This is a genomic window from Marinobacter sp. LV10R520-4, from assembly GCF_002563815.1.
Classification (GTDB): domain Bacteria; phylum Pseudomonadota; class Gammaproteobacteria; order Pseudomonadales; family Oleiphilaceae; genus Marinobacter.
Genome location: NZ_PDJM01000001.1, coordinates 2,163,098 through 2,189,109 on the forward strand (window position 1 = coordinate 2,163,098; position 26,012 = coordinate 2,189,109).

Here is a 26,012-nt window from a genome sequence, read left to right on the forward strand (position 1 = left end):
TCAGGCCTCGCCCAGGTAGGCTTTGATAACGTCTTCGTTTGCACGCACTTCCTGCGGTGTTCCGCTGGCCAGTGGGCGGCCCTGGTTAATCACCGTAATTCGGTCGGAAATATCCATTACCAGGTTCATATCGTGCTCAATCAGCACCACCGACACGTTGTAGTCTTCTTTCAAGCTGACAATCAGCTGGTTCAGCTCCAAAGTTTCCGCCGGGTTCAAGCCGGCTGCGGGCTCGTCCAGCATCAACAGCTGCGGTTTGGTGACCATGCAGCGCGCTATTTCCAGGCGCCGCTGCTGGCCGTAAGACAGGTTCCCGGCATCAACGTTGGCCTGTTCCAGCATGCCTATCCGCTCTAGCCAGTAGGCGGCGCGGTCCAGAGATTTGCGCTCGCGCTCACGGTAGTTCGGCGTTTTTATCAGACCGGCCAGCAGGTTGGTGTTCAAGTGCCGATGCTGTGCCACCAACAGGTTTTCCACCACCGACATTTGAGTAAACAGCCGCACGTGCTGAAACGTGCGCACCATGCCCATGCGCGATATTTTGTAGTCCGGTTTGCCCTGAATCTCCTTGTCCTGAAAGATGATCTTGCCACCGCTGGGCTTGTAAAACCCGCTCATACAGTTAAATACGGTGGTTTTACCGGCGCCGTTGGGGCCAATAATAGAGTGAATTTCCCGTTCCTGAACATCCAGACTTACGCCGTCTACCGCCAGCAGTCCGCCAAAACGCATAGCCAGGTTTTGTATTTTAACGAAATGAGCGGAATTCCAATTCAAAATCTCTGATTTAGTGTTGGATGGATAGCGACTATTTTGGTCGGTCCTGGTTCTCAATGTAGGCACGGAGAACGTCGATCGGCGCCCCACCCACTGACAATAAGCAGTACGATCGGCTCCACAGTGCGTTTGTGCCCCCGTAAAACTCTTCCTGATTACGCATAAGAGTCAGCCATCTTTAGCAGCCTATAGGGCATAGGCGGTGTCCGGGCTGCTAATGTCAGGAACCGCGGAAGCATGGCTTTGAGATCGTAGCGCCGATTGAAGCGGTATTCGAACTCAGCGAGGTAGCGAGGGGCATGCTGCTCCCGGATAGCGTGGTAAGTGCCAGTGATCGCGTTCTTAACGTTGCCGAGCAGGGTGTTGACCCAGTTGAACTCAGGATTTGCCACGCTGGCACGACCGCCTCCGGTGATGTGGCGCTCGTGGACGCAGGTGGCCGTGTCAAAGGCCCGGAAACAGTTGAGACCATCGCTGACAACGTGGCTTCCGGGCGCAATGGCCTGTTGGCCATAGCGACGCACCTCGGCCAAGGTAAAGCCACTCACACGGCGAAGCTGAACCCGCATCGGGTGGCCCTCGCCATTGGTTTGCACCGCAGCGACAAAGGGGAATTTATGCTCGGCACCACGACCTGGTTTTCCCGACCGTTCGCCGCCCAGATAGGCGTCATCAATCTCGATGCGGCCGCTGAGCCTCTCTCCCTGTGCGATCGTGCATGACCTGCAGCACCTTGTGTTTGAGCTTCCAGGCCGTGTTATAAGTGACACCGAGATCCCGAGACAGCTGCAATGCCGAGAGACCGCTCTTACGCTGGGTCAACAGATAAATGGCCAGGAACCAGGTGGTCAACGGCAGGTGAGTCGCATGAAAGATCGTGCCGGCGGTCAGTGACGTCTGATGATGACAGCGATGGCACTGGTAATGCCCCTCGATAGCCGGCAGCCGGTAGCATTGCCGCAGTCAGGGCACACAAATCCCTTGGGCCAGCGGTGCTGGAAAAGGGCTTCCTGGCACTGTGCTTCTGTGCCGTATTGCTTGAGAAAAGCCGGCAACGACAGGCCGGGCTGGAACTGGATTGGGTTACGTGCCATGAGATTGCCTCCTGTACTGTATATAACATCAGCATATACCAGAATGGCGGCAGCGTGGCTGATTAACGTGAGTAATCAGGAAACTCTTTGAGCTGAGCGCCATACTCCTTTTTGATCATTCGGCTGCTGACGGTTTTCAGCGTGTTGATCAGTTTTGCCGGTGTAACCATCGGGTGAAGCGTGATCAGTGCGTGGATGTGATCGGCTTCGCCGTTAAATTCGTCCAGACCGCAATCATCGGCGCTTAACAGTCGGATGAACTCATCTTCAAGCCAGAGCAGCATCTCGTCATTCAGGCACTTGTTCCGATATTTGGTCACCAACACCAAATGATATTGGAGTTTGTAAATGCACGAGTTGTGACTTCTTTTCATCGAAAATTTACACTGTATAAACGATTGACACCAATTTGGTCAAGCCGTAATATTATCAACATGAACAACGAGAAATCAACCCACATTCGCACCCAGCAAATCCTCATTCGAAAGAATCATGAGGCGTTTCGCGGGGCCAGCGTTTGCACTCAGATTGTTCGCAGGATTAAAAACGCCACGTCCTATGTAATGCAGCACCATCCTGACGGCAAAGACCAGAGGCTGTCGCATCGCGACGCTGATAAATGGCTGAAGAGAAACAACTCGGAACTGTACGCCAAGCTCCCATCGGCCATTGCCCAGCGGAGCACGCAGATTGTCGGCCAGGAATGGAAGGCGTTTTTTGCCGCCTTATCGGCTTTCAAGAAAACACCTTCAGCCTTCAAAGCCCAACCGAAGAAGCCTGGTTACGCCCACAAAGCGGCCACCGTCCACATTGGACGAAACGGCTTCAAGTTCGTTGACGGGACTCTGCACTTTGCCAGCGACGTGTTGCCACCGATCAAAACGCAGTTTCGGTTTTCGCAAAAATGGAACGCGTCTGTCGGCGACACCGTTGCGCTTGAGGTGCGGATCGTACCCAAGGGCAACTGCTTCATTATCGAAATCGTTTACAACGAATCAAAGATTGTGGAGGCGGGCCACTTTTGCCGTCTTCTCGACACATCCCGCAAGGCCGGGATCGATTTAGGCATCAACAATCTTATCGCTCTCGCAACCGATCAGCCGGGCGTTCGCCCTGTTCTGATCAACGGTAAAGCGCTGAAATCGATCAATGCCTGGTACAACAAACGTGTGGCCAAACTTCGCTCTCAAGGCAAATACGCCCACATCCGCGCCGTGACGAATAAACGCAATCGCCGGATAAAAGACCTGTTGCACAGGGCGTCCAGCAAGGTGATCGCTTATTGCCTGGAGAACAACATCGGGACGTTGGTCATCGGTTATAACAAACACTGGAAGCAAGAGGTCAACATTGGCCGCGTGAATAACCAGAAATTTGTCGGTATTCCGCATTCGATTTTGATCTCTCAAATCCAATACAAGTGCCAATCCCTCGGCATCACCACCGTTATTCAGGAAGAGTCGTACACGTCCAAAGCCTCTGCTTTGGATAATGACTTCCTGCCGGTTTACGGTGAAAAGCCCAAAAACGTCTTACCACTGTTCAGCGGAAAGCGAATCCGCCGAGGGTTGTATCAAAGCAAACACGGGATCATAAACGCCGACATTAACGGTGCTCTTAATATCCTCAGAAAAGCAACGGGTGAGGCCTTAGGGCTAGCCTGTAAGGGGTGCGTGTCCAACCCCATAACGATGGATCTTTTGCCCAGAAAATCCGTTGTTATTAGAAGGGAAAATACTGCGCAGCCGATGGCCGCGTAGTAGGTTTACCCAGATACCAACTCAAAATCTTCGATTTAGTGTTGGTAATTCACGCATTGCCTGTTACTCCTGCGTTGCCTCAGCACCGGAAAACCCAAAAGCAGGCCGAATAGCCCTGCCAGCAAAGCCCCCAGGGGCAGCGCCATCCAGAACGAGATGCCGTAATACTGCGATAACAAGGCAAAGGTATAGGCGCCTACAGCGTAAAAAGCCACGTAGCCCAGGTCCAACAGGCCAGCCAGACCAACCACCACGTTCAGGCCCAGCGCCAGTATCACGTAAATGAGCACCAGGGTGGCCAGATCAACCGCGCCGCGGGACGAGAAAAATGGCCAGAACAAAGCCACAACCACTAGCCCGGTCAGTACCCAGCTTTCCAGTTTTGCCCGTTTTTTTTGCTCCATGGGCTTACGGCCGGTCAGTGGGTTCAGGTCGTTCACAACGCCCAGTTTGGCCATCACGCTGTCACGGAAAAGTTGGAACAACAGCACCACTAAGGCCGCGCATGCAATGGCGATGATGGTGGTGGCGTCGGTACCGGTGAGGACAATATTGATCCCTTCGGCTTCCAGATTTAGCCCTAGAATGGGGTAGGAGATAACAATGGTTACGATGGCACAAAAGAGTGCGTGCCGAACATTGGAAGCAGCCATCAGATTTTTTCAACCTCCGGTTTGCCCAGCAGGCCGGTCGGTTTGAACAGCAAAATCAGGATCAGCAAGCTGAACGAGATAACGTCTTTGTATTCACCGCTCAGGTAGCCTGAAGTCATGCTTTCAGCGATGCCCAGAATGAGCCCGCCCAGCATCGCACCCGGAATGCTGCCGATACCGCCCAATACCGCTGCGGTAAACGCTTTCAAACCCGCGATAAACCCAAACAGCGGGTCAACCGAACCGTAGTACATGCCCAGCAACAGGCCAGCAACCGCCGCCAGTGCGGCGCCAATAATAAAGGTGGCGGAGATGATGCGGTTGGTGTCTATGCCCAGCAGGTTGGCCATGCCCAGATCCTGAGATACGGCGCGACAAGCGCGACCGGTGCGTGAGCGCGATATAAACGTCGACAGCACGGTCATACAGATCAGGGTGGTTACAAGATGGTGATTTGCATGTACGACAGCGACATCTGGAAGGCGCCTTCCGAACCAAAATTGAAACCGCCTTCGATCAGTAGGGGGAAGCCAACGTTGCGGGATCCCTGAGCCAGATGCATGTAATTTTGCAAAAAAATGGACATACCAATGGCGGAAATCAGCGGGATCAGGCGGTGCCGACCGCGCACAGGCCGGTAAGCCACTCGTTCTACTGCCCAGCCCATCGAACTGGATACAAGGATGGCGCAAACCAGAGCCACAACCAACCTGCGCCCAGCAGGGCAGCGGATGCGGCGATGGCTGCTACGAGCTTTTTAACGTTACTTTTCATTATTAGTTTCCTGTAATCAGGGTTTTATTGTAATGCTCAGGCATTAACAAAACACCACCGCTTGGTTGTTGTCAAGCGGAGGCTATGCAAGGGCGTTATCTTGTCGTGAAACTCGCCGTTTGTCTTCTATTTGATGGCTGTCAGGCTATATAAAAGTTGGTGTTGATTGATGGTTTTTGCCGCGGATCGTGATATAAACAACTCTAAATTTTAGTGGTATAAGCATGGCAGGGGCGGCGCGTTGACCAATTATGACGAAGTATTAGTAGCATTACGCCGGGTAATCCGCGCAACAGACCTGCACTCAAAACGATTGAGCAAGAGCGCCGGTCTGACCGCGCCGCAGCTGTTGATTATGCGGACCATACGGGATTTGGGCCAGGTCACTATTGGCACCATCGCTGATAAAATCAGCCTTAGCCAGGCCACAGTAACCACTATTTTAGACCGGCTGGAATTGCGCAAATTGGTGTACCGGGTGCGCAGTACTCAGGATAAACGCAAAGTACACGCCCATCTGACGGAAGCCGGCGGCGAAATTTTGGCCCGCGCGCCCAACCCGCTGCAAGAAGACTTCATCAAAAAATATCAGGCCTTGGCGGAGTGGGAACAAACCATGATTCTGGCCTCGTTGCAGCGAGTGGCTAATATGATGGACGCAGACCACATAGACGCATCACCGGTTCTGGATGTAGGCCCGGTACTGCGTGAAGATGGCTGGAAGGAAACCTCTAAGTAAGTCTGCCTGGTGGTGTGGCAAGTCGAGGCCGCAGGTCAGGATGAAAACCAGCGGCCGGTGCGTTAGTGCATAACCGCGCCTTTCTTTGGCTGTTGGCCAAAGCAGACCTGAAACACATCGCTGTAGTGTTTCGCAAAACTGACCGCAATGCCTTCTTTCAAGTACCCCGGTAGCTCGTCATAATCGCCCCGATTAGCCTCCGGCAGTATCAGCTGGTTGATCTTCTGCCGCCGCGCGGCAATCACTTTCTCCCGTATTCCCCCGACTGGCAGTACCTGCCCGGTTAGCGTCAGTTCGCCGGTCATGGCGATGTTCTGCTGCGGCGCTTCACGGCGGGCAATTGACAGCAGCGCCGTGGCCATAGTAACGCCTGCGCTTGGGCCGTCTTTCGGCGTCGCGCCTTCCGGCACGTGCAGGTGGACCAGAGATTTGTCGAAGAACACCGGGTCGCCTTTGTAGCGTTTCAAGTTAGACGCCACAAAGCTGTAAGCAATCTCGGCGGATTCGCGCATTACATCCCCCAGTTGCCCGGTCAGTTTGAAACCGCGCTGGCTGTTGTGAATGCGCGAGGCCTCAATGCTGAGCGTAGCGCCGCCCATGGCGGTCCAGGCTAAACCGGTCACCACACCAATGCCTTTCATGGATTTTTCTTTGCGGAATATAGGCTGCCCCAGGTATTCCTGTACGTCGGCAATGCCAACGCGAATGGGTAAACCGGGATTTTCCAGCAGTTTTACGATGCCCTTGCGGATAATTTTGTGCAGCATCTTTTCCAGACCACGCACCCCGGCTTCGCGGGCATAACCCTCAATCACCTGTTTTATGGCGGCGTCAGAAATGTTCATCTGCTTTTTCAGCAGCCCGGCGCGTTTCAGCAGTTTCGGTAACAGGTGGTGCTTGGCGATCGCCAGCTTTTCTTCCGCTATGTAGCCAGACAGGCGAATCACGTCCATGCGGTCAAGCAGCGGCCGCGGAATGGTATCCAGCTGGTTGGCGGTGCAGATGAACAGTACTTTTGACAAGTCCATGCGCACATCCAGATAGTGGTCCAGAAACTCGCGGTTCTGCTCCGGGTCTAGAGTTTCCAGCAGGGCAGAGGCCGGGTCGCCCTGATAAGACGCGCCAATCTTGTCGATTTCATCCAGCATAATGACCGGGTTGGCCACTTTTGTGTCTTTCAGTGCCTGCACGAATTTTCCGGGCATGGCGCCAATATAGGTGCGGCGATGGCCTTTAATTTCGGCTTCGTCACGCATGCCGCCAACGCTAAAGCGATAGAACTTGCGCCCCAGTGCTTCCGCCACCGAGTGGCCAATAGAGGTTTTGCCCACGCCTGGCGGGCCGACCAACAGCAGGATGGTGCCGCTGACTTCTTTTTTGAAACTGCCCTCGGCCAGAAACTCGATAATGCGGTTTTTCACATCGCCCAGGCCGTCGTGGTCTTTGTCCAGAATCTGCCGCGCCTCGGCCAGGTCGAAATGATCCTGTGAGTGCTGGCCCCAGGGTACCTGGGTTATCCAATCCAGATAATTGCGGGTAACGCCGTATTCCGGCGAGCCCTGTTCCAGAATTCGCAGTTTTTGCAGTTCTTCATCAAAACGTTCGCGCACCGCTTCGGGCGGGTCCAGTTCCGCCATGCGCGCTTCAAAACGTTCGGCGTCGGCGGTTTTGTCGTCTTTCGACATGCCCAGTTCGCGCTGAATCACTTTCAGCTGTTCTTTCAAAAAGAACTCACGTTGGTGCTTTTGTACTTTCTGATTCACTTCCGCACTGATTTCCGATTGCAGCTTGGCCACTTCCAGCTCTTTACGCATCAGCAGCAGCACTTTATCCATGCGTTGCAACAGCGGCACGGTATCCAGTACTTCCTGCAATTTCGCGCCAGGTTCGCTGGTCATCGAGGCGCCGAAGTCGGTCAGCGGGGAACTGTCTTCCGGGCCGAAGCGCGTCAGGTACTGCTTCACTTCTTCGCCGTACAGCGGGTTGGTGCGCAGCAGCTCCTTTATGGCGCTGATAACGGCCATGGTATAAGCCTTGGTTTCGTCCAGATCTTCAGCAGGTTCTTGCGGGTATTCCACTTCAACCAAGTAGGGTGGGCGGCGGCGCAGCCATCGCACAATGCGAAAGCGCTGTAAGCCCTGGGCAATAAACTGAACCTTGCCGTCTTTTTGCTGGGCGTGGTGCACGCGCACGGCGCAGCCCATGGTGGCCAGCTCTTTGCTATCAGGCACGCCCTTTTCGCTGGCCTCGTTGTCAACGTAGCAAATGCCCAGCATGCCGTGATCGGTTTCCCTCACCTTTTTCAAGGTTTCGTGCCAGGGGTTTTGATTGACCATGACGGGCTGTACCTGGGCGGGGAAAAACGGCCGATTAGACACCGGCAGCAAATACAGGCGCTTGGGCAGCGTCTGTTCAGACAGTGCCAGGCCTTTGCTGTCTTCGTCTTTGCCTATGTACTCGGTTATATCGTCTTCGAGCTGTTCCAGAGATTCATTGCTGTTGTCGTCTGTCATCATTTTGCGCGGGATACCCCGTCCTTCAGGTCGGGGAGGGATAGCGCGTCGTGCGTTAGCGCGACTCGTTTTTCCTGCCTCCCTCCTCCTTTGGTTGGTTGGGTTGGATGTGATAGCCGTAGCCATCCGCTCGCTGGGTTAAAGCACAGTGGCGATGAGATATTCCTTGAATAGCACCACTACTTGTCTGGATATTGAAGCTGCCGGTTTTACGAACCGCCACACGACCCAACCAGGTGCCGGCTTTCGTGCCTGTTGGCACAACGGCTCGCACCATGTCGCCGGTCTGAAACCCTTGGACTTTCTTCTGGCGCATCAGATAGCCACGAGGGAAACCGTATCTTGTGAGTCTGGTACGCTGATAGCTGCCACGCCCGGTGGCCTTGATCGCCAAGATTGGAACGTCCCAGCCCTCTACGATCTCGACTTCTCCGACGCAAGCCGCATCCAGCGCGTGTGTCTTTGGAATTTCCAGTCTCTGCCGATTGAATTTCGTGCGACCGCCGGTACCCACTTCAACAGACAGACCCATTTGCTTCAGTGTCTGATGCAATGCCCACCGGGTGGAGTTGACCGCTGAAGCGTCTCTTAGGGGCTTTTTGCACTGTTTAAGGATGCGATCCGGCCTGGCCTGGTGGTTTTTCAGCCGCTTGGACGATGCAAAGAAATCAGCAAGTGGCTGCCTGCCTTTCTCCCGATTGCATGGCCCGCACGCCAATGTCAGGTTGCTGATCCGGTTCGAGCCACCGTTGGCTTTTGGGTCGATATGCTCAATTTGCAGCGGCGTGTCTTTGTCGGCGCAATAGGCGCACTCGCGCCCCCACTTCTCCAGCAGGTATTCACGGATCTCGTAGCCGAGCAAGGTGCCTTGCTGGTACTCGACACCGCTGACTTCCGGGTTTTCCATCTTTTGCGTATCAAACCGAACCAGTTCCTGGCTGATAGACACAACCGGCACCAGAGATCGAAGCCGATTCAAGAATCTGGGTGCCCGGTAACGCAGCTGGTTGCGACGCCGGCGGCGAAACGCCCGACGTTGCTCCAGTGACTTGCTGATCTGACGACCGCGATGGGCCAACTCCATTAACGCCAGAACGTGTTGCTTCTGGCCGCTTTCTCGAACCACTGCAATCCCGCTGGTTTTGCTGCCGGGATCGATCTTGATACGGACCGGCTGTGTGATGCCACCGGCACGGTCTTTCAGCCGGATCGTAAACGGATACGCACGCACCACCAAGGCTCGACCACGGCCGAGCAAAAGCCGTGAGCGCTTTTCCGAGCACGGCATTAGTGGTTGCTTGCGTCTATCCAGTACGAAGACCGACATCGTTTTCCTTTCAATGAATGCCCTTACGGGCCTTGTGACGCAAATCTTGCGATTCGTCTCCCCTCGGGAATGTCCGTGACCGGCTCCTGCGATGTCGCAGCGACTCACACCTTCGGCGTTTTACCTTTCGCCAGCATGATCTGAGTCTTCCAGAGCGCCGAACTGAGGAAGCATTCGGCGGTGAGTCTTAACGACCTGTCACGAACGTAGCGGGTTGGTGTCCGCTTTCCCTGGTCAACCTGGCTTGCAGCGTGTTCTCTACAAGCCCCGTCCTTCAGGGCGGGGTAGTTGACGCTACTTGGCTTCCCGGTACTGGGTGTGTTCGGTGTTTAGCGTTTGATGTTTACTTGCTGCCATAACTCTGATTTTCAAGGCCGCTCACTTACCTGTTGACCTGCTCCTCTTGAATTTTGGCGCCGGGCTCCCCATCTTAGCTGTATCTATACACAGCGACAGATTCAGGTGTCCCGATGAGCAGCTCCCCTTATAGTTTCGAAGCCACAATGGAAAACTTCCAGCAGCAGGTGATGGAAGCCTCTTCCACAACACCCGTTCTGGTAGACGTATGGGCGGAATGGTGCGCGCCTTGTAAACAGCTGATGCCACTGCTGGAGAAGTTGGCCGATGAGTATAAGGGCGCCTTTTTACTGGCCAAAGTGAATGCTGACCAGCAAGAACAACTTACGGCTAGCTTGGGTGTGAAAAGTTTGCCGACCGTTATTTTGGTGAAAGATGGCCAGGCGGTAGACGGTTTTAACGGCGCGTTAGCGGAAAGCGAGATCCGCAAAGTGCTGGACAAGTACGTGGAGGCGCCCGCCGAGGACCCTTACGAAAAAGCTCACGGGCTATGGGAAGAGGGCAATCTGGATGGCGCCCTGGCCATTTTGGGCGACATGAACCAGAAAGATCCGGAAAACCTGAAAGTGCTGATTGATCTGGCTCAGATCAAAGCCGAGATGGGTGAACTGGACACCGCCGAGCAAATTTACAACAGCCTGCCCCCGGAAGAAAAACTGCAGCACCAGGCCAAACAGCTGGCGGCCCGCATCAAGTTTTTAAAACAGTCCGCGGAACTGCCTCCCCAGACCGACCTGGAAATGGCTCTGGAGCAAGACCCGAAAGACCCCAACGCGCTGCACATGCTGGCGCTGCATAACGTGTTAAAAGAAAACAACGCCGAGGCCATGGAATTGCTGATTCGTCTGATGCAGGTAGACAGCAAGTATAAAAATGAAGTGGCCAAGACAACGCTGGTGGAGCTGTTTGAGAAGCTGGGTAATAATAATGCGGACGTGCGCACCTACCGGCGCAAGCTGTATACCTTGATGCACTAGTTGTATATCTCAGAGTGCTTTAAAGAGTGCTCTAAAGATTGCCCTAGCCAGCGATTTAGTCTTGAAACAAAAAACGGGTTTACCTCACGGTAAGCCCGTTTTTTGCCTATTATTCAAAATGAAACCTGGAAGGTTTAAGTTCACACACGAAATCACGTAAAGTTAGCGGTGTTCGACCTTGGTCGGGTGTGACTTGTCTGGAGGGTGTAAAAACGTCATTATTCCGTAAGGAATCGAAATTAACCCCCGTTTTTCCAGATTTTTTGAGGGTTAACCAAAAAATTCCGATAAATTGTAGTAAAAAAACTACAATACCAATTAATTCCAGAATCAGGTTGCGATCTTAAACGCAAAATGTGAAACCTGTTCTATGCTTGTTTATGAATAATTAATCGGCGCTACGGCCCCAACGCCGCAAGCCCAATGACTGACTCAGCAGCGCAGCCCGTGATAAACGGCGACTGGGCCGCATTTATATAGATGCCTACGGGAGGATTTGATGTACCAGGACGACGATCCGATTGAAACCACGGAGTGGATTGACGCGCTCGAATCACTGATCGAGCAGGAGGGTGTAGACCGAGCCAAGTACATTCTGGAACGCCTTTCCGAGCGCGCCAGTCGCGACGGCACACAGTTGCCGTATGCCATCACCACGCCATTCCGTAATACTATTCCGCTTGCACAAGAAGCACGCATGCCGGGTGACCTGTTCATGGAGCGCCGTATTCGTTCCCTGATCCGTTGGAACGCCATGGCGATGGTGGTGCGTGCCGGCAAACGCCCGGGTGATCTGGGTGGTCATATTTCCACCTTCTCGTCTGCGGCCACGCTCTATGATGTAGGCTTTAACTATTTCTTCCACGGTGGCGACGAAAAGCGCGAGTCAGACCTCGTGTATTTCCAGGGCCACGCCTCGCCGGGCATTTACGCCCGTTCCTTTTTGGAAGGCCGGTTTGAAGAAGCGCAGCTAGACAAGTATCGCGAAGAAGTCGACGGCGGCGGTTTGTCATCCTATCCGCACCCGTGGCTGATGCCTGATTACTGGCAGTTCCCCACGGTGTCTATGGGCCTGGGCCCGATTCAGGCCATTTACCAGGCCCACATCATGAAGTACCTCGACAGCCGCGAGCTGGTCGAAATGGAAAACCGCAAAGTGTGGTGTTTCGTTGGTGATGGTGAATGTGACGAGCCGGAAACTCTGGGCTGTATTTCCAAGGCTAGCCGTGAAAACCTGGACAACCTGGTGTTTGTGGTGAACTGCAACCTGCAGCGCCTGGACGGCCCGGTGCGCGGCAACGGTAAGATCATCCAGGAACTGGAAGCCTCGTTCCGCGGTGCTGGCTGGAACGTAATCAAAGTGGTTTGGGGTCGCATGTGGGACCCGCTGTTTGAGCAAGACGAAGACGGCACCATGCAGCGCGCCATGGACGAAGTGGTTGACGGCGAACTGCAGGCTTTCACCAACGGTGGCCCGGCGGCAACCCGCAAGCAGTTTTTCGGCAAGTATCCGAAGCTGGCCAAGATGATTGAAAACTGGACCGACGACGACATTCAAACGCTCAATCGCGGCGGCCACGACCCGTACAAAGTGTATGCGGCTTACAAAAAAGCGGCAACCGAAGCCAATGGTAAGCCAACCGTTATTCTGGCCCACACCATCAAAGGTTATGGCTTTGGTGCCGCTGGCGAAGCCACCAACACCGCTCACTCTCTGAAAAAACTTGATGTGGAAACGCTTAAATCATTCCGTGACCGTTTCGCGATTCCGGTGAAAGACGAAGAGCTTGAAGGCGTGCCTTACTATCGCCCGGCGCCCGACAGCCCCGAGCTGGTGTACATGAAGAAGCGCCGGCAGGATCTGGGTGGTTTCCTTCCCAAGCGTCGTAAAGACAGCCAGCCTCTGCAGATTCCTAACCTGGACATCTTCAAGCAGGTGCTGGAAGGCTCCAACGGCCGTGAAATCTCCACCACCATGTCGTTCGTGCGCATTCTGAGCGCGTTGATAAAAGACAAGCGTGTGGGCAAGCGGGTTGTGCCGATTGTTCCTGATGAAGCCCGTACTTTTGGTATGGAAGGCATGTTCCGCCAGCTGGGTATTTATACCTCGGAAGGGCAGAAGTACGTGCCGCCGGATCGCGATCAGATCATGTATTACCGTGAAGACAAAAAGGGTCAGATTCTGCAGGAAGGCATCAACGAAAGCGGCGCCATGGCGGCCTGGATTGCGGCTGCTACATCGTACAGCAACAACAACTTTCCGCTGATTCCGTTCTACGCGTTTTATTCCATGTTCGGTTTCCAGCGCGTTGGCGGCCTGACTTGGGCAGCTGGCGACATTCAGGCTCGCGGCTTCCTGATTGGCGGCACCGCAGGGCGTACCACCCTGAACGGCGAGGGCTTGCAGCACCAAGACGGTGACAGCCATATTCTGGCCAACACCATTCCTAACTGCAAAGCCTACGATCCGGCTTACGCCTATGAAATGGCGGTGGTGATTCATCACGGCATGAAGGAAATGTACGAAAAGAACACCAACGTTTATTACTACATCACCATGGAGAACGAGAACTACGTTCAGCCAGCGATGCCGGAAGGGTGTGCAGATGGCATCATCAAGGGCATGTACAAGTTCAGTTCGGTGGAAGCAAAAGGTAAAGCCAAAACCAAGCTGCGGGTTCAGCTGCTGGGCTCCGGCGCTATCCTGAACGAAGTGAATGCCGCGGCCGAGCTGTTGAAAGACGATTGGGGCGTCAGCTCTGATGTGTGGAGTGTAACCAGCTTTAACGAACTGGCCCGCGACGGCCAGCACGTAGATCGCTGGAACCTGATGCACCCGGATGACAAAGGCCGCAAAGCCTACGTTACCCAGTGCCTGGAAAACCAGACGGGTCCGGTTGTGTCGTCTACCGACTACATCAAGCTGCACTCTGAACAGTTACGGGCGTTTATCCCTAAAACCTTCCTGACCCTGGGTACGGATGGCTTTGGCCGCAGCGACACTCGTGAAAAACTGCGTGATTTCTTTGAAGTTGATCGTTACCACGTTGCCGTAGCGGCGCTGTCTGCTTTGGCGAAAGACGGCGAGATCAAGCACGAGCAGGTTCTTGAAGCCATGCGCAAATACGGAATCGATCGCAACAAACCGAACCCGGCGCACCGCTAAGGAGGAGACCGCTATGAGCGAGCAAGAAATCAGGGTCCCCGATTTAGGCGGGGCAGATGAAGTTGAAGTGATTGAAATACTGATCAGCGCCGGTGACTCGGTGGCTGAAGAAGATCCGATTCTGACGGTTGAAACCGACAAAGCATCGGTCGAGTTGCCGTCACCGGGTGCGGGTAAGATCGTAAAGATCACCGTGAAAGTGGGCGACAAGATCAAAGAAGGCGACGTTGTCGGTATTCTTAGTTCAGACGGCGCGGGCAGTTCTGATGGTGCGAGTGATGACACTTCAGATGGCGCTTCAAATGAACACAGCGCGCCAGAGCCTGAGTCCAAAGCCCAGAGCGATGACGCACCGGCTAAGTCTGACGACAGCGCCAGCAAGCCGGCGCCGCGAAAAAAATCCGGCGGCACGCGCACAGAAATCGTAAAAGTGTCTGGCCTGGATGGTTTTGACAACATCCCGATTATTGAGCTTAACGTGTCTGAAGGCGACGACGTTGACGTCGAAAGCGCGCTGGTTACCGTGGAATCCGACAAGGCGACGATGGAAATTCCATCGCCCTTCGCCGGCAAAATTGGCAAGATTCTGGTCAAAGAAGGTGACAAGATTTCCGAAGGCGACGACCTGCTGGAAATGATCATCACCGACGATGGCGCAGATGACGGCGACGACGCCGACGATTCAGCCCCGGCTGATAGCAGCGATGCTGACAAGAAGCAGCCCGCCGCGCCCGAGCAGCCGGCTGCGGCTAGCGACAACAAGGCCAAGCCTGCAGAAACCGGCTCTGTGACTTATGAGGCGCCCGTCGCTGGCAGCAAAGTGCACGCTGGCCCGGCGGTTCGCAAGCTGGCCCGTGAACTGGGTGCAGACCTGGCTCGTGTGAAAGGCTCTGGCCCGAAAAGCCGTATTGTTAAAGACGACGTGCACGGTTACGTGAAGGCTCAGCTGCAGCAGGCACAGCAGGGCGCCGTAGTGCCTGGTGCCGGCACTAGCGGCATTCCTGGTGTGAAACTGCCAGACTTCAGCCAGTTTGGTGAGGTTGAGCGGGAAGGCATGTCACGCATGATGTCGGTTACGGCGCTGAATATGCACCGCAGCTGGCTGAACGTGCCACACGTCACCCAGTTCGAAGACGCCGACATCAGCGATATGGAAGATTTCCGTAAATCGTTGAAGGCGTTGGGCGAGAAGAAAGGCGTGAAAATGACGCCGCTGCCGTTCATGCTCAAAGCCTGTGCTGCGGCCTTGGCTGAACTGCCCCAGTTCAACGTAGCCCTGGATATGGACCGCAAAGAGGTTGTACACAAGAAGTACATCCACATCGGTATTGCGGTGGATACGCCCCACGGTTTGATGGTTCCAGTGATTCGCAATGTGGACCAGAAAGGCTTGTGGGAGCTGGCGGCAGAAAGCGCAGAACTGGCGGGCAAAGCCCGCGACAAGAAGCTGAAGCCGGCAGAAATGCAGGGCGCCTGTTTCACCATTACCAGCCTTGGCGGTATCGGTGGCACGGCCTTCACGCCGATTGTGAATACGCCGGAAGTGGCAATACTGGGTGTGTCCAAAGCGGCAATGAAGCCGGTTTGGGACGGCAAGGCTTTCCAGCCGCGGCTGATGCTGCCGTTGTCGTTGTCTTACGATCACCGTGCGGTGAACGGGGCAGACGCAGCGCGCTTTACTTCGGCGCTGGCTCGGTTAATGGGTGATATTCGTACCCTGTTGCTCTAAGCGAGAGTGAGGGGACCGGGTGCTTAACCGCTCCGGTCCCTGACATAAAGCAACCGCTTTGGCGGTGCAAGCCAGTACACTGGTGATACGTTGGGGCGCAGAGCAATCTGCGCCCCTTTTGTGTTTTACAACACAGGTGTTGTTGGTAGAAACACCTGTGAACGCCTCAGGACGGTTCCAATGGCACAACAACTTCAGCTGGCGGCGATTATTTATGACAACGACAGTCAGCCGGTAGACGCGCTGCTGCACAGTCTGGCGAATCATTACAACCGTAAAGGCATTCGCGTGGCGGGCCTGGCTATGGCGCTGAACGAGCAGGGCCTGCGCCGCGAGCCTATGGCGGTGCAAGATGTGGAAACCGGCACTGAATACTCTATAGCCCAGAATCTGGGTAAAGAATCGCAATCTTGCTGCCTGGATCCGTCTGGCTTGGCGGACGCAACGGGCGTTTTGCGCGAGGCACTGAATAATCCGCCCAGGCTCGCTATTGTGAACCGCTTCGGGCAGCAGGAAATTGACGGCAAGGGTTGTCGTGCAGAATTACTGCAATTGCTGGAAGCGGGGATACCGGTGCTGACCGTAGTGAAGCGAAAATTTTTGCTTCAGTGGCATGAATTCAACGGCGGTGCGGCGACCGATTTGGTGTTTTCGGAAAGCGAAGTTGAAGAGTGGTGCGACGGGGTGTTTGGTCTGGATTAGGATTTCGCGATCGCTAGAAACAGAAAACCCCGGCCGTAGCCGGGGTGATCGCAGAGCTAACTTCTAAAGAATTTAGAAGTTGTACTGAGCTAGGAACATCACGCGATTTGCATCGCCGTCGTTACCGCCTTGGGTTTCAGTTTTCAGGTTAGCGAACTCTACACCCATTTTGACATCTTTGATGGGCACCCACTGGTAGTTAATGAACATCGTGGAGTTGGTGTCTGTTGTGGTAGTCGCCAGGTTAGTGCTCGGCGCCACTGCGTCGTCCAGATCCACGGTGGCCATGCCATAGCCCAGATTTACAGAGCTTCCGTCACCCAGAGCAAGACTGGCGCCAATAGCGCCGCCGTATGCCTCAACGGTCTCGATATCACCATTTGCGTCGGTATACCCGTCATACTGGCCGAAGTTGCCACCAGCGCGATAGACGTAACCGGTAGCGCCATCAGAATAACCAACGGTGCCGTTAACCGAAAGCATATCGGTTATCATCACTTTGCCGGCTACAAATGCTGCGTAGCCGATTGCGTCGTCATCCGCAGCTGCAGTGTCGTAGGCAGTTTGTTTCGCCATGAGTGCAGCGGAGTAAGTTAGCCCGCCTTGCGAATCTTCAAGCCTTACGGTGAAGGCCGGTGTGCTGTCTTTAGTGCTGCCCGTGCTTACTGTTGGTGTGCTAGCAACAATTACGCCGGCGGAATTCATGGCAAATCCGGAAGCGGCAGCAGGAACATCACGGCCAATTCCGGCGCTCGACGGTTGCTCTACAGAGAAGGACAATGCACCTGTCGTATACCGAATTTGCTCGGTGCGGCCCTGGGTGCCGGCCGAACCCGGAATGCCATCGAAGTCCAAAGTGGAAGGGTTGCCAACGAAGCTGTTGAAGTTGGACCAGTTTCTACCGATCAGAACGCCGTTATACGAGCCGTAAGCGTGGCGAAGACGAGGTTCAAGGCTATCATTGTTGTCGAAGTCAAATTCAACAACCATCTTCACGCCTTGTGGCGTCATTACCTGAACGCCAAGACGGCTGGTATTCGCGTCCGCGCCAAAATGTCCATCAGCAGTCTTACTGCCGTCGGTTGTGATCTTTGAAAAGTTGCCGGCCTGACCGCCGTTGGCAATTTTTTCATCAAAATCATAAGTGGCTACTGCGCGAACAAAGCCATACACATTGGCTTCATACCCGTCAGTATCGATGGTAACGGCAGCGTGTGCTTGCGCAGCCATACCAAATACCGCCACGGCCGCCGTCGCACGGATAGCCATTCTCAATTTGTTGCTTTGCATTATTATTAACTCCACATGGTTATTGTTGTAAGACCCGCGCTTAACTTAGTTACCAAGCGTACATAATTCAATGACTATTTTTTGTTTGTTAGACTATTGTCTAGTTTTTGTAGGTGCTAGCTTTGGCTCCAAGGCCGCGTTTGAGGCCAGCAATAATGTTATTTCTATGTGCACCGCTGACTAAAATTGATGAAAACCGGCCTCAGTTGAGAGTGGGTGCACACAACTTGAAAGACCGGTGAATCCGTAAATAACTCGAGAGCCTATGTCCCAACCATCACAACACCTGAAAACCACCACCTTCGCCTTCCTGGATCTTGAAACCACCGGCGGCAGCGCGGCAACCGATCGCATCACCGAAATCGGCATCCAGTTCTGGCGAGCCGGTGAATCTGTGGGCCAGTGGCAAACCCTGGTCAACCCGCAAACCCGCATCTCACCCTTTATTGAGCAGCTGACCGGCATTTCCAATGCCATGGTGGCTGATGCGCCGCTGTTTTCGGACATTGCTGACGAGCTGGAGCAGCGCCTTGATGACGTGGTGTTTGTGGCCCATAACGCGCGCTTCGATTATGGTTTTGTGAAAGGTGAGTTTCGCCGGCTGGGGCGAATGTTTATGGGCAAGGTGTTGTGTACGGTGAAGCTGTCGCGCCGGCTATACCCGGAGTTTCGGCGCCATAATATGGATGCGCTGATTGAACGCCATGGTTTACAACAGGTGCAGCGCCATCGGGCTATGGGAGACGTTGCCGCCATGCTCGGATTTTTTGAGCATGCTTTGGCGCAGCAGGGCGAAGACACGTTGGAAACCGCCATAGTCGAGCTGTTGCAGCGGCCCAGCATTCCCTCCCATCTGCCATTAGATACCTTGCAGGACTTGCCTCGCGGGCCGGGTGTCTATCGGTTTTACGGTGAGAACGATGCACTGCTGTACGTGGGCAAAAGCACCAACATCGCGCAGCGGGTGGCCTCGCACTTTTCCGGCGACCACAATTCCACCCGTGGTGTACGAATTTCCGAAAGTCTGCGCCGTGTTGACTGGACCGAAACCGCCGGCGAACTGGGCGCGTTGTTGCTGGAACTGAAGCAGATTAAAGGCCTGAAGCCACTCTTTAACCGACGCTCGCGGGCGGCCAAGAATCTGGTGAGCATAGAGCTGACCACAAATGCCCAAGGGTACCTGCAGGCACAGCTGATTCGGGAAATAGACCCTGGCCGGTTAGATAACTATTACGGCTTGTTTCGCAGCAAGCGCGACGCCGAACGGGCGTTGGCCGGCATTGCGGCGAAAAACGAACTGTGCAATCGCCTGTTATGCCTGGAACCCAAGCACAGTGGCCCTTGTTTTCAGCGTGCGCTTGGCCGCTGCCAAGGTGCTTGCGAAGGCTTCGAGGACCCTCTGCGTTATAATTTGCGCATGCAAATTGCGTTTCACAGCCTGCGCCTGCAAACCTGGCCCTGGAAAGGGCCGGTGGCGATCATCGAGCGTAATGACATCAGCGATAAAACCGACGTGCTGGTGGTGTACAACTGGGTGCACGTTGCCACGGTGCACGATGACCATGAACTGGGCTCGCTGTCGCTGGGCGGCCAGGCGGTCAATTTTGATCTGGATTCCTATAAACTTCTGGCCAAAGCCCTGCTTGGCAAAGACAGCGGGCAATTCCGTATTCAACCGCTGCCGGCTTTGGCGCAGCCTGATGTTCTGATGCCGTAACCGGCGTAGTATTATTTCAGCCGTGTATTCGTGCTAACTTATGCGTTGATTAATCGAGAACATAATCGAGAGAACCCATGAACAAAGATCCTGTATCCCGCGAGTTGTTTGACCACGTTATGGTGCCTAATTACGCCCCCGGAACGATTGTGCCGGTGCGCGGGAAAGGGTCTCGAATATGGGATCAGGAAGGTCGCGAATTCATCGACCTGCAAGGCGGTATTGCGGTGAACTGCCTGGGCCATTCGCACCCGGGCCTGTTGAGCGCGTTGCAGGAGCAGAGCCAGAAAATCTGGCATCTGTCTAATGTGATGACCAACGAGCCCGCTTTGCGGCTGGCAAAAACCTTGTGTGATCACACCTTCGCCGAGCGTGTGTTTTTTGCCAACTCCGGCGCCGAAGCCAACGAAGCCGCCTTCAAGCTGGTGCGGCGTTACGCCTGGGAACACACCGGTGCTGAAAAACATGAAATCATCGCGTTCAAAAATGCGTTTCATGGCCGCACCCTGTTTACCGTTAGCGTAGGCGGTCAGCCCAAGTATCTGGAAGGGTTTGAACCCGCACCCGGTGGCATTCACCACGCCGAATTTAACGATCTGGAATCGGTAAAAAAACTGATCTCCAAAGAAAAAACCTGCGCGATTGTGGTTGAGCCCATTCAGGGTGAGGGCGGTGTAATGCCGGCCACCAAAGAGTTTTTGCAAGGCCTGCGGCAGTTGTGCGACGAGAACGACGCGCTGCTGGTGTTTGACGAAGTACAAAGCGGAGCGGGGCGCACCGGCTACGTCTTTGCCTATGAAATGTACGACGTAGTGCCAGACATTCTGACCAGCGCCAAAGGTTTGGGTGGCGGCTTCCCGGTAGCCGCTATGCTGGCCACCGCAAAAGCTGCGGCCAGCCTGTCGGTTGGCACACACGGCAGTACTTATGGTGGTAACGCGCTGGCCTGTGCCGTAGCGCAAAAAGTTATGGACACCATTACCCAGCCGGAAATTCTGAAAGGCGTAAAATTACGGTCTGATCACCTGCGCAAAGGCATGATGGACATCGGCGAGCGTTATGGCGTGTTCAGTGAAGTGCGCGGTGCCGGCTTGTTGCTGGGTTGCGTGTTAACCGAAAAATGGCAGGGCAGAGCAAAAGACTTTCTCAATGCCGGTCTGGACGAAGGTGTGATGGTATTAATAGCCGGTGCTAACGTGGTGCGCTTGGCGCCGTCTCTGATTATTCCGGAAGCCGATATAGACGAAGCCCTGAAGCGCTTTGAAGTTGCGGTACAGAAACTCACCGCCTAATCAAACAATGCGGAGGCCCTATGTGGTTGGTGCGCCCGGTAACAGTGGAAGATATCGAGCCCATACTGGTTTTCGCCGAGACGCATACGCGGGCGCTGCCATCTACGCTGCCCCATGAGCGTGAGGCGCTGGCGGGCCGGATAAAGTATTCCTGCGCAGCGTTTGCCGGTGAACACAGCGCTAAGCGCCCGGCTCGCTTTCTGTTTGTGCTGGAACAGGTCGACAGTCATGAAATAAAAGGCGTTGCCGGTATTGATGCCCGAGCCGGCAACGGCCAGCCTTTTTACAATTACCGCCGTGACGAGTTGATTCACGCCTCCCACGAGCTGGGTATTTCCCGGCGGGTGGAAGCACTCTACCCATCCCACGCCCTGACCGATTGCACTCTGCTGTGTTCTTTGGTGATCGCCGAGGAACTTCGCGGCACCCAGGCATTTGAGCTGCTTTCCCGCGCGCGTATGCTGTTTATAGCGGGCCATAGAGAGTGGTTTGCGGCGCGCACCGTAGTAGAGCTGCAAGGCATACAGCACAGCGACGGCAGTGTGCCATTCTGGGACAGCCTGGGCCGGCACTTTTTCAATATGGATTTTGCCAGCGCCGACGAGCATTCCGCGCAGCTGAGCAAAACGTTTATTGCCGAACTGATGCCGCCCAACCCCATTTACGTAACTCTGCTTAGCGAAGCCGCGCAGCAGGCTCTGGGCGAGGCCCATCCGGCAACGGTCGGCAATCTGGAGTTGTTAAAAAGAGAAGGCTTTGGTGCCGGCCACTACGTGGATATTTTTGACGGTGGCCCGGTGTTGGAAGCGCGCACCGACAGCCTGCACAGTATTGCGGCAAGCCGCCGCAAAATCCTTCGCGGCAGCGCCGATGCCGATGCCGATGGCCCGTTATGGTTATTGGCGGCGGGCGAAGGTCAAAGCTTTTGTTGCACGCTGACCCCGGCTGGGGAAATGCTGGACTCCGCCTTGAAAGTTCCGATAGACACCTGGCGCCGCCTGGGTGGCGACTCCGGCGACAGCGTGCGCGGATTGCCATTATGAACGCCTTTATGAGCGCCGCAATGAGTGCCCTTATTAATGGAGATCTGCGACCATGCTGCTGATACGCCCATTGGCTGATCGCGACCTTGATGCCCTGTACGCCATGGCGGAAAAGGCGGGCAAGGGTCTGACCTCGCTGCCGGCAGACCGTGGCCTGTTACAGAAGAAAATTGATCTGGCGGGAAACAGTTTTAACCAGCGTTGCGCCCCCGAGGCGGCGCTGTATCTGTTCGCTCTTGAAGACACCGCTACCGGCCAGGCGGTTGGAATAAGCGGTATACAGGCCAGAGTTGGCCGCGATGAGGTGTTTTACAACTATCGCCTGAGCGTTACCGTGAATGCCTCACGGGAGCTGGGGGTACACGTGCGAACGCCCACATTGCAACTGTCCAATGACATGACCGACGTCAGCGAAATTTGCTCGCTGTTGTTGGCGGACACCTACAAAGGCGGCGGTAACGGCCTGCTCCTGTCTCGCTGCCGATTTTTGTTTCTGGACGACTTCCGTAAACAGTTCTCTGAAAAAATCTTCGCAGAAATGCGAGGTGTGAGTGACGCCGAAGGCAATAACCCCCTGTGGGACGCTCTGGGCAGCAAGTTTTTTGATATGGCGTTCAGCGAAGCCGACCGCCTGTCGGGCATGGGTAATAAATCTTTTATTGCCGAGCTGATGCCAAAATATCCGATTTACCTGTCGATGCTGCCAAGCACTGCCCGCTCGGTGATTGGCTGCGTGCACGCCAATACGGCGCCGGCGTTGAATATGCTTCAGGCGGAGGGTTTTAACTTTAACGGGCTGGTGGATATTTTTGACGGCGGCCCGGTGGTGGAAACGTTTATCGACAATATCCGTACGGTGCGCGAAGCGGTTGAGCGCACGGTCACCGTTACTGACACACCGGTGGCAACCGATGTGCCTGTTACCGAGCGCGTTATTGTGGCTAACCGTTCGATGCGCCAGTTTCGAGCGACCACGCTTCCGCTTAACTGCGTAAACGCCGACACGATTGCGTTGCCGCAAGACGTTGCTACGGCACTTCAGGTTCAGGCCGGCGACACAGTGCGCCTGGCGCTTCTGAAAGACAGCGGCCCGCTGCCCATCCACTCATTGAAAGCCCCCCAATAGCGAACACACATTGTTTAAGTGAGGTGCAACACCATGATCAAACTGACAGGTAAACTGTTGATTGATGGCCTATGGCTAGTCGGTCACGGAGATGAATTTGAATCTCTGCACCCGGTAACGGACGAAACGATCTGGAACGGCAGCGCCGCTGGTATAGAAGACGTAGACGCAGCCGTGCGCGCCGCCCGCAAGAGTTTTCGCACGTGGCGCAACACCCGCTTTGATGAGCGCCTTGCCATTGTGAAAGCCTTTGGGCAATTGCTTGAAGCCAACAAAGAGGCCCTAACCACATTAATAGGCAGGGAAACCGGCAAGCCGCTGTGGGAGTCGCGCACCGAAGTTGCGGCGATGATCGGTAAAATCGGTATTTCAGAACAGGCCTACAACGAGCGTACCGGCACCCGTGAGTCTGAAGTGACCGCCGGCCATGCGGTGCTGCGCCACCGGCCCCACGGTGTGGTCGCGGTATTTGGCCCCTACAACTTCCCTGGGCATCTGCCTAACGGCCACATTGTGCCCGCTTTGCTGGCGGGTAATACGGTGATTTTCAAACCCAGCGAACTGACCCCGGCGGTGGCCGAACTCACGGTACGCCTGTGGCAAAACGCCGGCCTGCCAGACGGTGTGATCAATCTGGTGCAAGGCGCGGCCGCCACCGGGAAAGTACTGGCTGCACACCCGGGGCTGGATGGCCTGTTCTTTACCGGCAGTTCCGCCGTTGGCCATCGCTTGCACGAACAGCATGGCGGCCAGCCGGAGAAAATTCTGGCGCTGGAAATGGGCGGTAACAATCCTTTGATTGTGCAGGACGTAAGCAATGTAGACGCCGCCGTGCACCACACCATTCACTCGGCATTTATATCCGCCGGCCAGCGTTGCACCTGCGCCCGCCGCCTGCTGGTGCCAAAAGGCAGCAAAGGTGATCTGTTCCTTGAACGTTTGGTGAACGTAAGCAGCCGGCTGACGGTGGCGGAATTTGATGCCGAGCCCCAGCCCTTTATGGGTGCTGTCATCTCGCCCGCGGCTGCAGCGAAACTGCTGGCAGCTCAGGCGCAGATGGTCGAGCAGGGCGCAAAAAGTCTGCTAGAGATGAGGCAGCTTAAAGCCAATACCGGTCTGTTATCGCCGGGCATAATAGATGCCACGGGGTTGGAGTTAGCGGATGGCGAGCACTTTGGGCCGTTATTGACCGTATATCGTTATGCGAGCTTTGACGATGCCCTGGAGCTGGCCAATAACACCCGCTTTGGCTTGGCAGCGGGTATTTTGACGGACGATAAAAAGCTGTATCAGCGCCTGCTGGAAGAAACCCGGGCCGGCATTGTGAACTGGAATAAGCCGTTAACCGGCGCCAGCAGTGCAGCGCCCTTCGGTGGCATTGGAGCCAGTGGCAACCACCGCGCCAGCGCTTATTACGCAGCGGACTATTGCGCCTGGCCCATGGCGTCGCTGGAAGCCAACGCCAGCGAGCTGCCAGGCACTCTGGCACCGGGACTTAACTTCGACTGATCCGGGTAGCATATCCACGTTTATCCAAGGCCCGTTCAGGGCCATCTGCTATGGAATCTTGAAAATGGCAAATCATGCCGTAGAAGCCAACTTTGACGGGCTGGTGGGGCTCACTCACAACTATGCCGGGTTGTCCTGGGGCAACGTGGCATCGAAATCCAACGTCAGTGCGGTGTCTAATCCCAAAGAAGCCGCCCTGCAGGGGCTGGCAAAAATGAAGAAGCTGGCCGATCGGGGCTACGTGCAAGGGGTATTGCCGCCCCACGAGCGCCCGCACTTGCCAACTTTGCGTGCCCTGGGCTTTAGCGGCAGCGACGCAGACGTTCTTGCGCAGGTGCTAAAAAAGTCTCCGGAACTGCTGGCTGCGGTGTCCTCCGCTGCGGCCATGTGGACAGCGAATGCAGCCACGGTTTCGCCCAGCGCAGACACCCGCGACCGGCGGGTGCATTTCACCCCGGCCAATCTGGGCGCCAAGTTTCACCGCTCCATCGAGCACGTGGTCACCGGCCATGCTTTAAAGTCCATATTCAGCGATGAAAGCCATTTTGCCCACCACCCGGCACTGCCAGCGGTGAGCCATTTTGGTGACGAAGGCGCGGCTAACCACACCCGCTTGTGCAGCGAATACGGCGCTCCCGGAGTGGAGTTGTTCGTGTATGGCCAGCGTGCGCTAAACGATAAGGCGAAGGCGCCCAAGCGCTTTCCTGCGCGGCAGACCTTTGAGGCGTCACACGCCATTGCCCGGCTGCACAATTTGCGCGATGAAGGCGTGGTGTTTGCCCAGCAGAACCCAGAGGCGATTGACGCCGGGGTGTTCCACAACGACGTGATTGCGGTGGGTAACGGCAACACCCTGTTTTATCACGAGATGGCGTTTTTGAATGAAAACTCCACGCTCAACGAAATTCGTGAGCGCCTGACCGGATGTGAGCTGCAAGCGGTGCGGGTGAGCGGCAGTGAAGTGCCTCTGGCCGACGCGGTCTCGTCTTACCTGTTTAACAGCCAACTCCTTAACACCGACAACGGCATGTTGCTGGCGGTGCCGGGTGAGTGTCGCGAAGTGGCAAGCGTGAGCCAGTATCTGGACAAACTGGTGGCCAGCGGCGGACCGATTACCGCAGTGGAAGTGTTTGACGTAAAACAGTCTATGCGGAACGGCGGCGGGCCTGCCTGCCTGCGCTTGCGGGTAGTTCTGAATGATGAAGAGCGGGCGGCGATGCATCAGGGTGTAATTCTAACGGATGTTTTATACGATCGTTTGACTCTGTGGGTAGACGCCCATTATCGTGATAGGCTCAGCCAACAGGATCTGGCCGATCCCATGTTGCTGCAGGAAGTACAAAAAGCGCTGGACGAACTTACCGGCATTCTGGGCCTGGGGTCGATTTACGATTTTCAACGGGGATAAAAAATACCCATGGTGCGACCTTATTTGCGCATGGCGTTGCTGGTAGTTGCGGCTTTAAC

At 55.2% G+C, this 26,012-nt stretch carries 18 protein-coding genes and 3 pseudogenes; 12 read left to right on the forward strand and 9 right to left on the reverse strand.

Going from position 1 to position 26,012, the window contains the following annotated elements:
* The 4 genes and pseudogenes from livG to tnpA form a co-directional block, all read right to left on the reverse strand.
* Nucleotides 1-777 carry a high-affinity branched-chain amino acid ABC transporter ATP-binding protein LivG gene (livG, locus tag ATG98_RS10450; protein WP_228706085.1) on the reverse strand — a complete coding sequence of 259 codons (777 nt, stop codon included), beginning with the start codon at nt 775-777 and terminating at the stop codon, nt 1-3.
* Between the two features lie 31 nt (nt 778-808).
* Nucleotides 809-940: a transposase gene (locus ATG98_RS10455; protein ID WP_228706086.1), complete on the reverse strand. Its 132-nt coding sequence runs from the start codon at nt 938-940 to the stop codon at nt 809-811.
* Nucleotides 933-1,871: pseudogene (locus ATG98_RS10460) on the reverse strand (IS1595-like element ISMrsp2 family transposase). The gene ATG98_RS10455 and the pseudogene ATG98_RS10460 overlap by 8 nt, the downstream one beginning before the upstream one ends.
* A gap of 62 nt (nt 1,872-1,933) precedes the next feature.
* Nucleotides 1,934-2,245: an IS200/IS605 family transposase gene (gene tnpA / locus ATG98_RS10465; RefSeq protein ID WP_228706087.1), complete on the reverse strand. Its 312-nt coding sequence runs from the start codon at nt 2,243-2,245 to the stop codon at nt 1,934-1,936.
* A gap of 60 nt (nt 2,246-2,305) precedes the next feature.
* Here tnpA and ATG98_RS10470 point away from each other — a divergent pair, with 60 nt between their 5' ends.
* Nucleotides 2,306-3,631, forward strand: coding sequence for an RNA-guided endonuclease InsQ/TnpB family protein (locus tag ATG98_RS10470; protein ID WP_228706088.1), 1,326 nt, complete (start codon nt 2,306-2,308; stop codon nt 3,629-3,631).
* A 71-nt stretch (nt 3,632-3,702) separates the two neighbouring features.
* Here the strand turns inward: ATG98_RS10470 and ATG98_RS10475 are convergent.
* Both ATG98_RS10475 and ATG98_RS10480 read right to left on the reverse strand, forming a co-directional pair.
* Nucleotides 3,703-4,284: pseudogene (locus tag ATG98_RS10475) on the reverse strand (DUF3382 domain-containing protein); the annotation flags it as partial.
* Nucleotides 4,284-4,993: pseudogene (locus ATG98_RS10480) on the reverse strand (ABC transporter permease subunit); the annotation flags it as partial. The pseudogenes ATG98_RS10480 and ATG98_RS10475, both read right to left, overlap by 1 nt.
* A 306-nt stretch (nt 4,994-5,299) precedes the next feature.
* Between ATG98_RS10480 and ATG98_RS10485 the strand changes: the two are divergent.
* The gene (locus ATG98_RS10485; protein WP_007352601.1) at nt 5,300-5,797 is read left to right on the forward strand and encodes a MarR family winged helix-turn-helix transcriptional regulator; all 498 of its coding nucleotides are present in this window, start codon (nt 5,300-5,302) and stop codon (nt 5,795-5,797) included.
* Between the two features lie 62 nt (nt 5,798-5,859).
* On the opposite strand, the gene lon is transcribed toward ATG98_RS10485, so the two are convergent.
* Together lon and iscB are read right to left on the reverse strand one after the other, a co-directional pair.
* Entirely contained in the window at nt 5,860-8,313 is a 2,454-nt protein-coding gene (lon, locus tag ATG98_RS10490) for an endopeptidase La (RefSeq protein ID WP_416376572.1), read from the reverse strand.
* A gap of 52 nt (nt 8,314-8,365) precedes the next feature.
* Entirely contained in the window at nt 8,366-9,637 is a 1,272-nt protein-coding gene (gene iscB / locus ATG98_RS10495) for an RNA-guided endonuclease IscB (RefSeq protein WP_098422896.1), read from the reverse strand.
* 470 nt (nt 9,638-10,107) lie between these two features.
* On the opposite strand from iscB, the gene ATG98_RS10500 reads away from it, so the two are divergent.
* From ATG98_RS10500 to ATG98_RS10515, 4 genes are all read left to right on the forward strand, one after another.
* Nucleotides 10,108-10,971, forward strand: a complete 864-nt coding sequence (locus ATG98_RS10500; RefSeq protein WP_098421017.1) for a thioredoxin family protein — start codon at nt 10,108-10,110, stop codon at nt 10,969-10,971.
* A gap of 499 nt (nt 10,972-11,470) precedes the next feature.
* Entirely contained in the window at nt 11,471-14,137 is a 2,667-nt protein-coding gene (gene aceE / locus ATG98_RS10505; RefSeq protein WP_098422898.1) for a pyruvate dehydrogenase (acetyl-transferring), homodimeric type, read from the forward strand.
* 13 nt (nt 14,138-14,150) lie between these two features.
* Nucleotides 14,151-15,866, forward strand: a complete 1,716-nt coding sequence (gene aceF, locus ATG98_RS10510; protein ID WP_098422900.1) for a dihydrolipoyllysine-residue acetyltransferase — start codon at nt 14,151-14,153, stop codon at nt 15,864-15,866.
* A gap of 180 nt (nt 15,867-16,046) precedes the next feature.
* The gene (locus ATG98_RS10515; protein ID WP_098422902.1) at nt 16,047-16,568 is read left to right on the forward strand and encodes a DUF2478 domain-containing protein; all 522 of its coding nucleotides are present in this window, start codon (nt 16,047-16,049) and stop codon (nt 16,566-16,568) included.
* Between the two features lie 72 nt (nt 16,569-16,640).
* Here ATG98_RS10515 and ATG98_RS10520 read toward each other — a convergent pair whose 3' ends face one another.
* The gene (locus ATG98_RS10520) at nt 16,641-17,858 is read right to left on the reverse strand and encodes a DcaP family trimeric outer membrane transporter (protein ID WP_098422904.1); all 1,218 of its coding nucleotides are present in this window, start codon (nt 17,856-17,858) and stop codon (nt 16,641-16,643) included.
* Nucleotides 17,859-18,123: 265 nt separating this feature from the next.
* Here ATG98_RS10520 and ATG98_RS10525 point away from each other — a divergent pair, with 265 nt between their 5' ends.
* The 6 genes from ATG98_RS10525 to astB all read left to right on the forward strand — a co-directional run bounded on the left by ATG98_RS10525 (nt 18,124) and on the right by astB (nt 25,953).
* A complete protein-coding gene (locus ATG98_RS10525) occupies nt 18,124-19,575 on the forward strand; it encodes an exonuclease domain-containing protein (RefSeq protein WP_098422906.1) in 1,452 nt (483 codons plus the stop codon).
* Between the two features lie 77 nt (nt 19,576-19,652).
* Nucleotides 19,653-20,867, forward strand: a complete 1,215-nt coding sequence (locus tag ATG98_RS10530; protein ID WP_098422908.1) for an aspartate aminotransferase family protein — start codon at nt 19,653-19,655, stop codon at nt 20,865-20,867.
* Between the two features lie 20 nt (nt 20,868-20,887).
* Nucleotides 20,888-21,910, forward strand: coding sequence for an arginine N-succinyltransferase (locus ATG98_RS10535; protein WP_098422910.1), 1,023 nt, complete (start codon nt 20,888-20,890; stop codon nt 21,908-21,910).
* Between the two features lie 52 nt (nt 21,911-21,962).
* On the forward strand, nt 21,963-23,036 hold the full coding sequence (astA, locus tag ATG98_RS10540) for an arginine N-succinyltransferase (protein WP_098422912.1): 1,074 nt from the start codon (nt 21,963-21,965) through the stop codon (nt 23,034-23,036).
* A gap of 33 nt (nt 23,037-23,069) precedes the next feature.
* On the forward strand, nt 23,070-24,545 hold the full coding sequence (astD, locus tag ATG98_RS10545; RefSeq protein ID WP_098422914.1) for a succinylglutamate-semialdehyde dehydrogenase: 1,476 nt from the start codon (nt 23,070-23,072) through the stop codon (nt 24,543-24,545).
* Between the two features lie 64 nt (nt 24,546-24,609).
* Nucleotides 24,610-25,953 (forward strand): N-succinylarginine dihydrolase, encoded by a 1,344-nt coding sequence (gene astB / locus ATG98_RS10550; protein WP_098422916.1) that lies wholly within the window; start codon nt 24,610-24,612, stop codon nt 25,951-25,953.
* Nucleotides 25,954-26,012 lie beyond the last annotated feature (59 nt).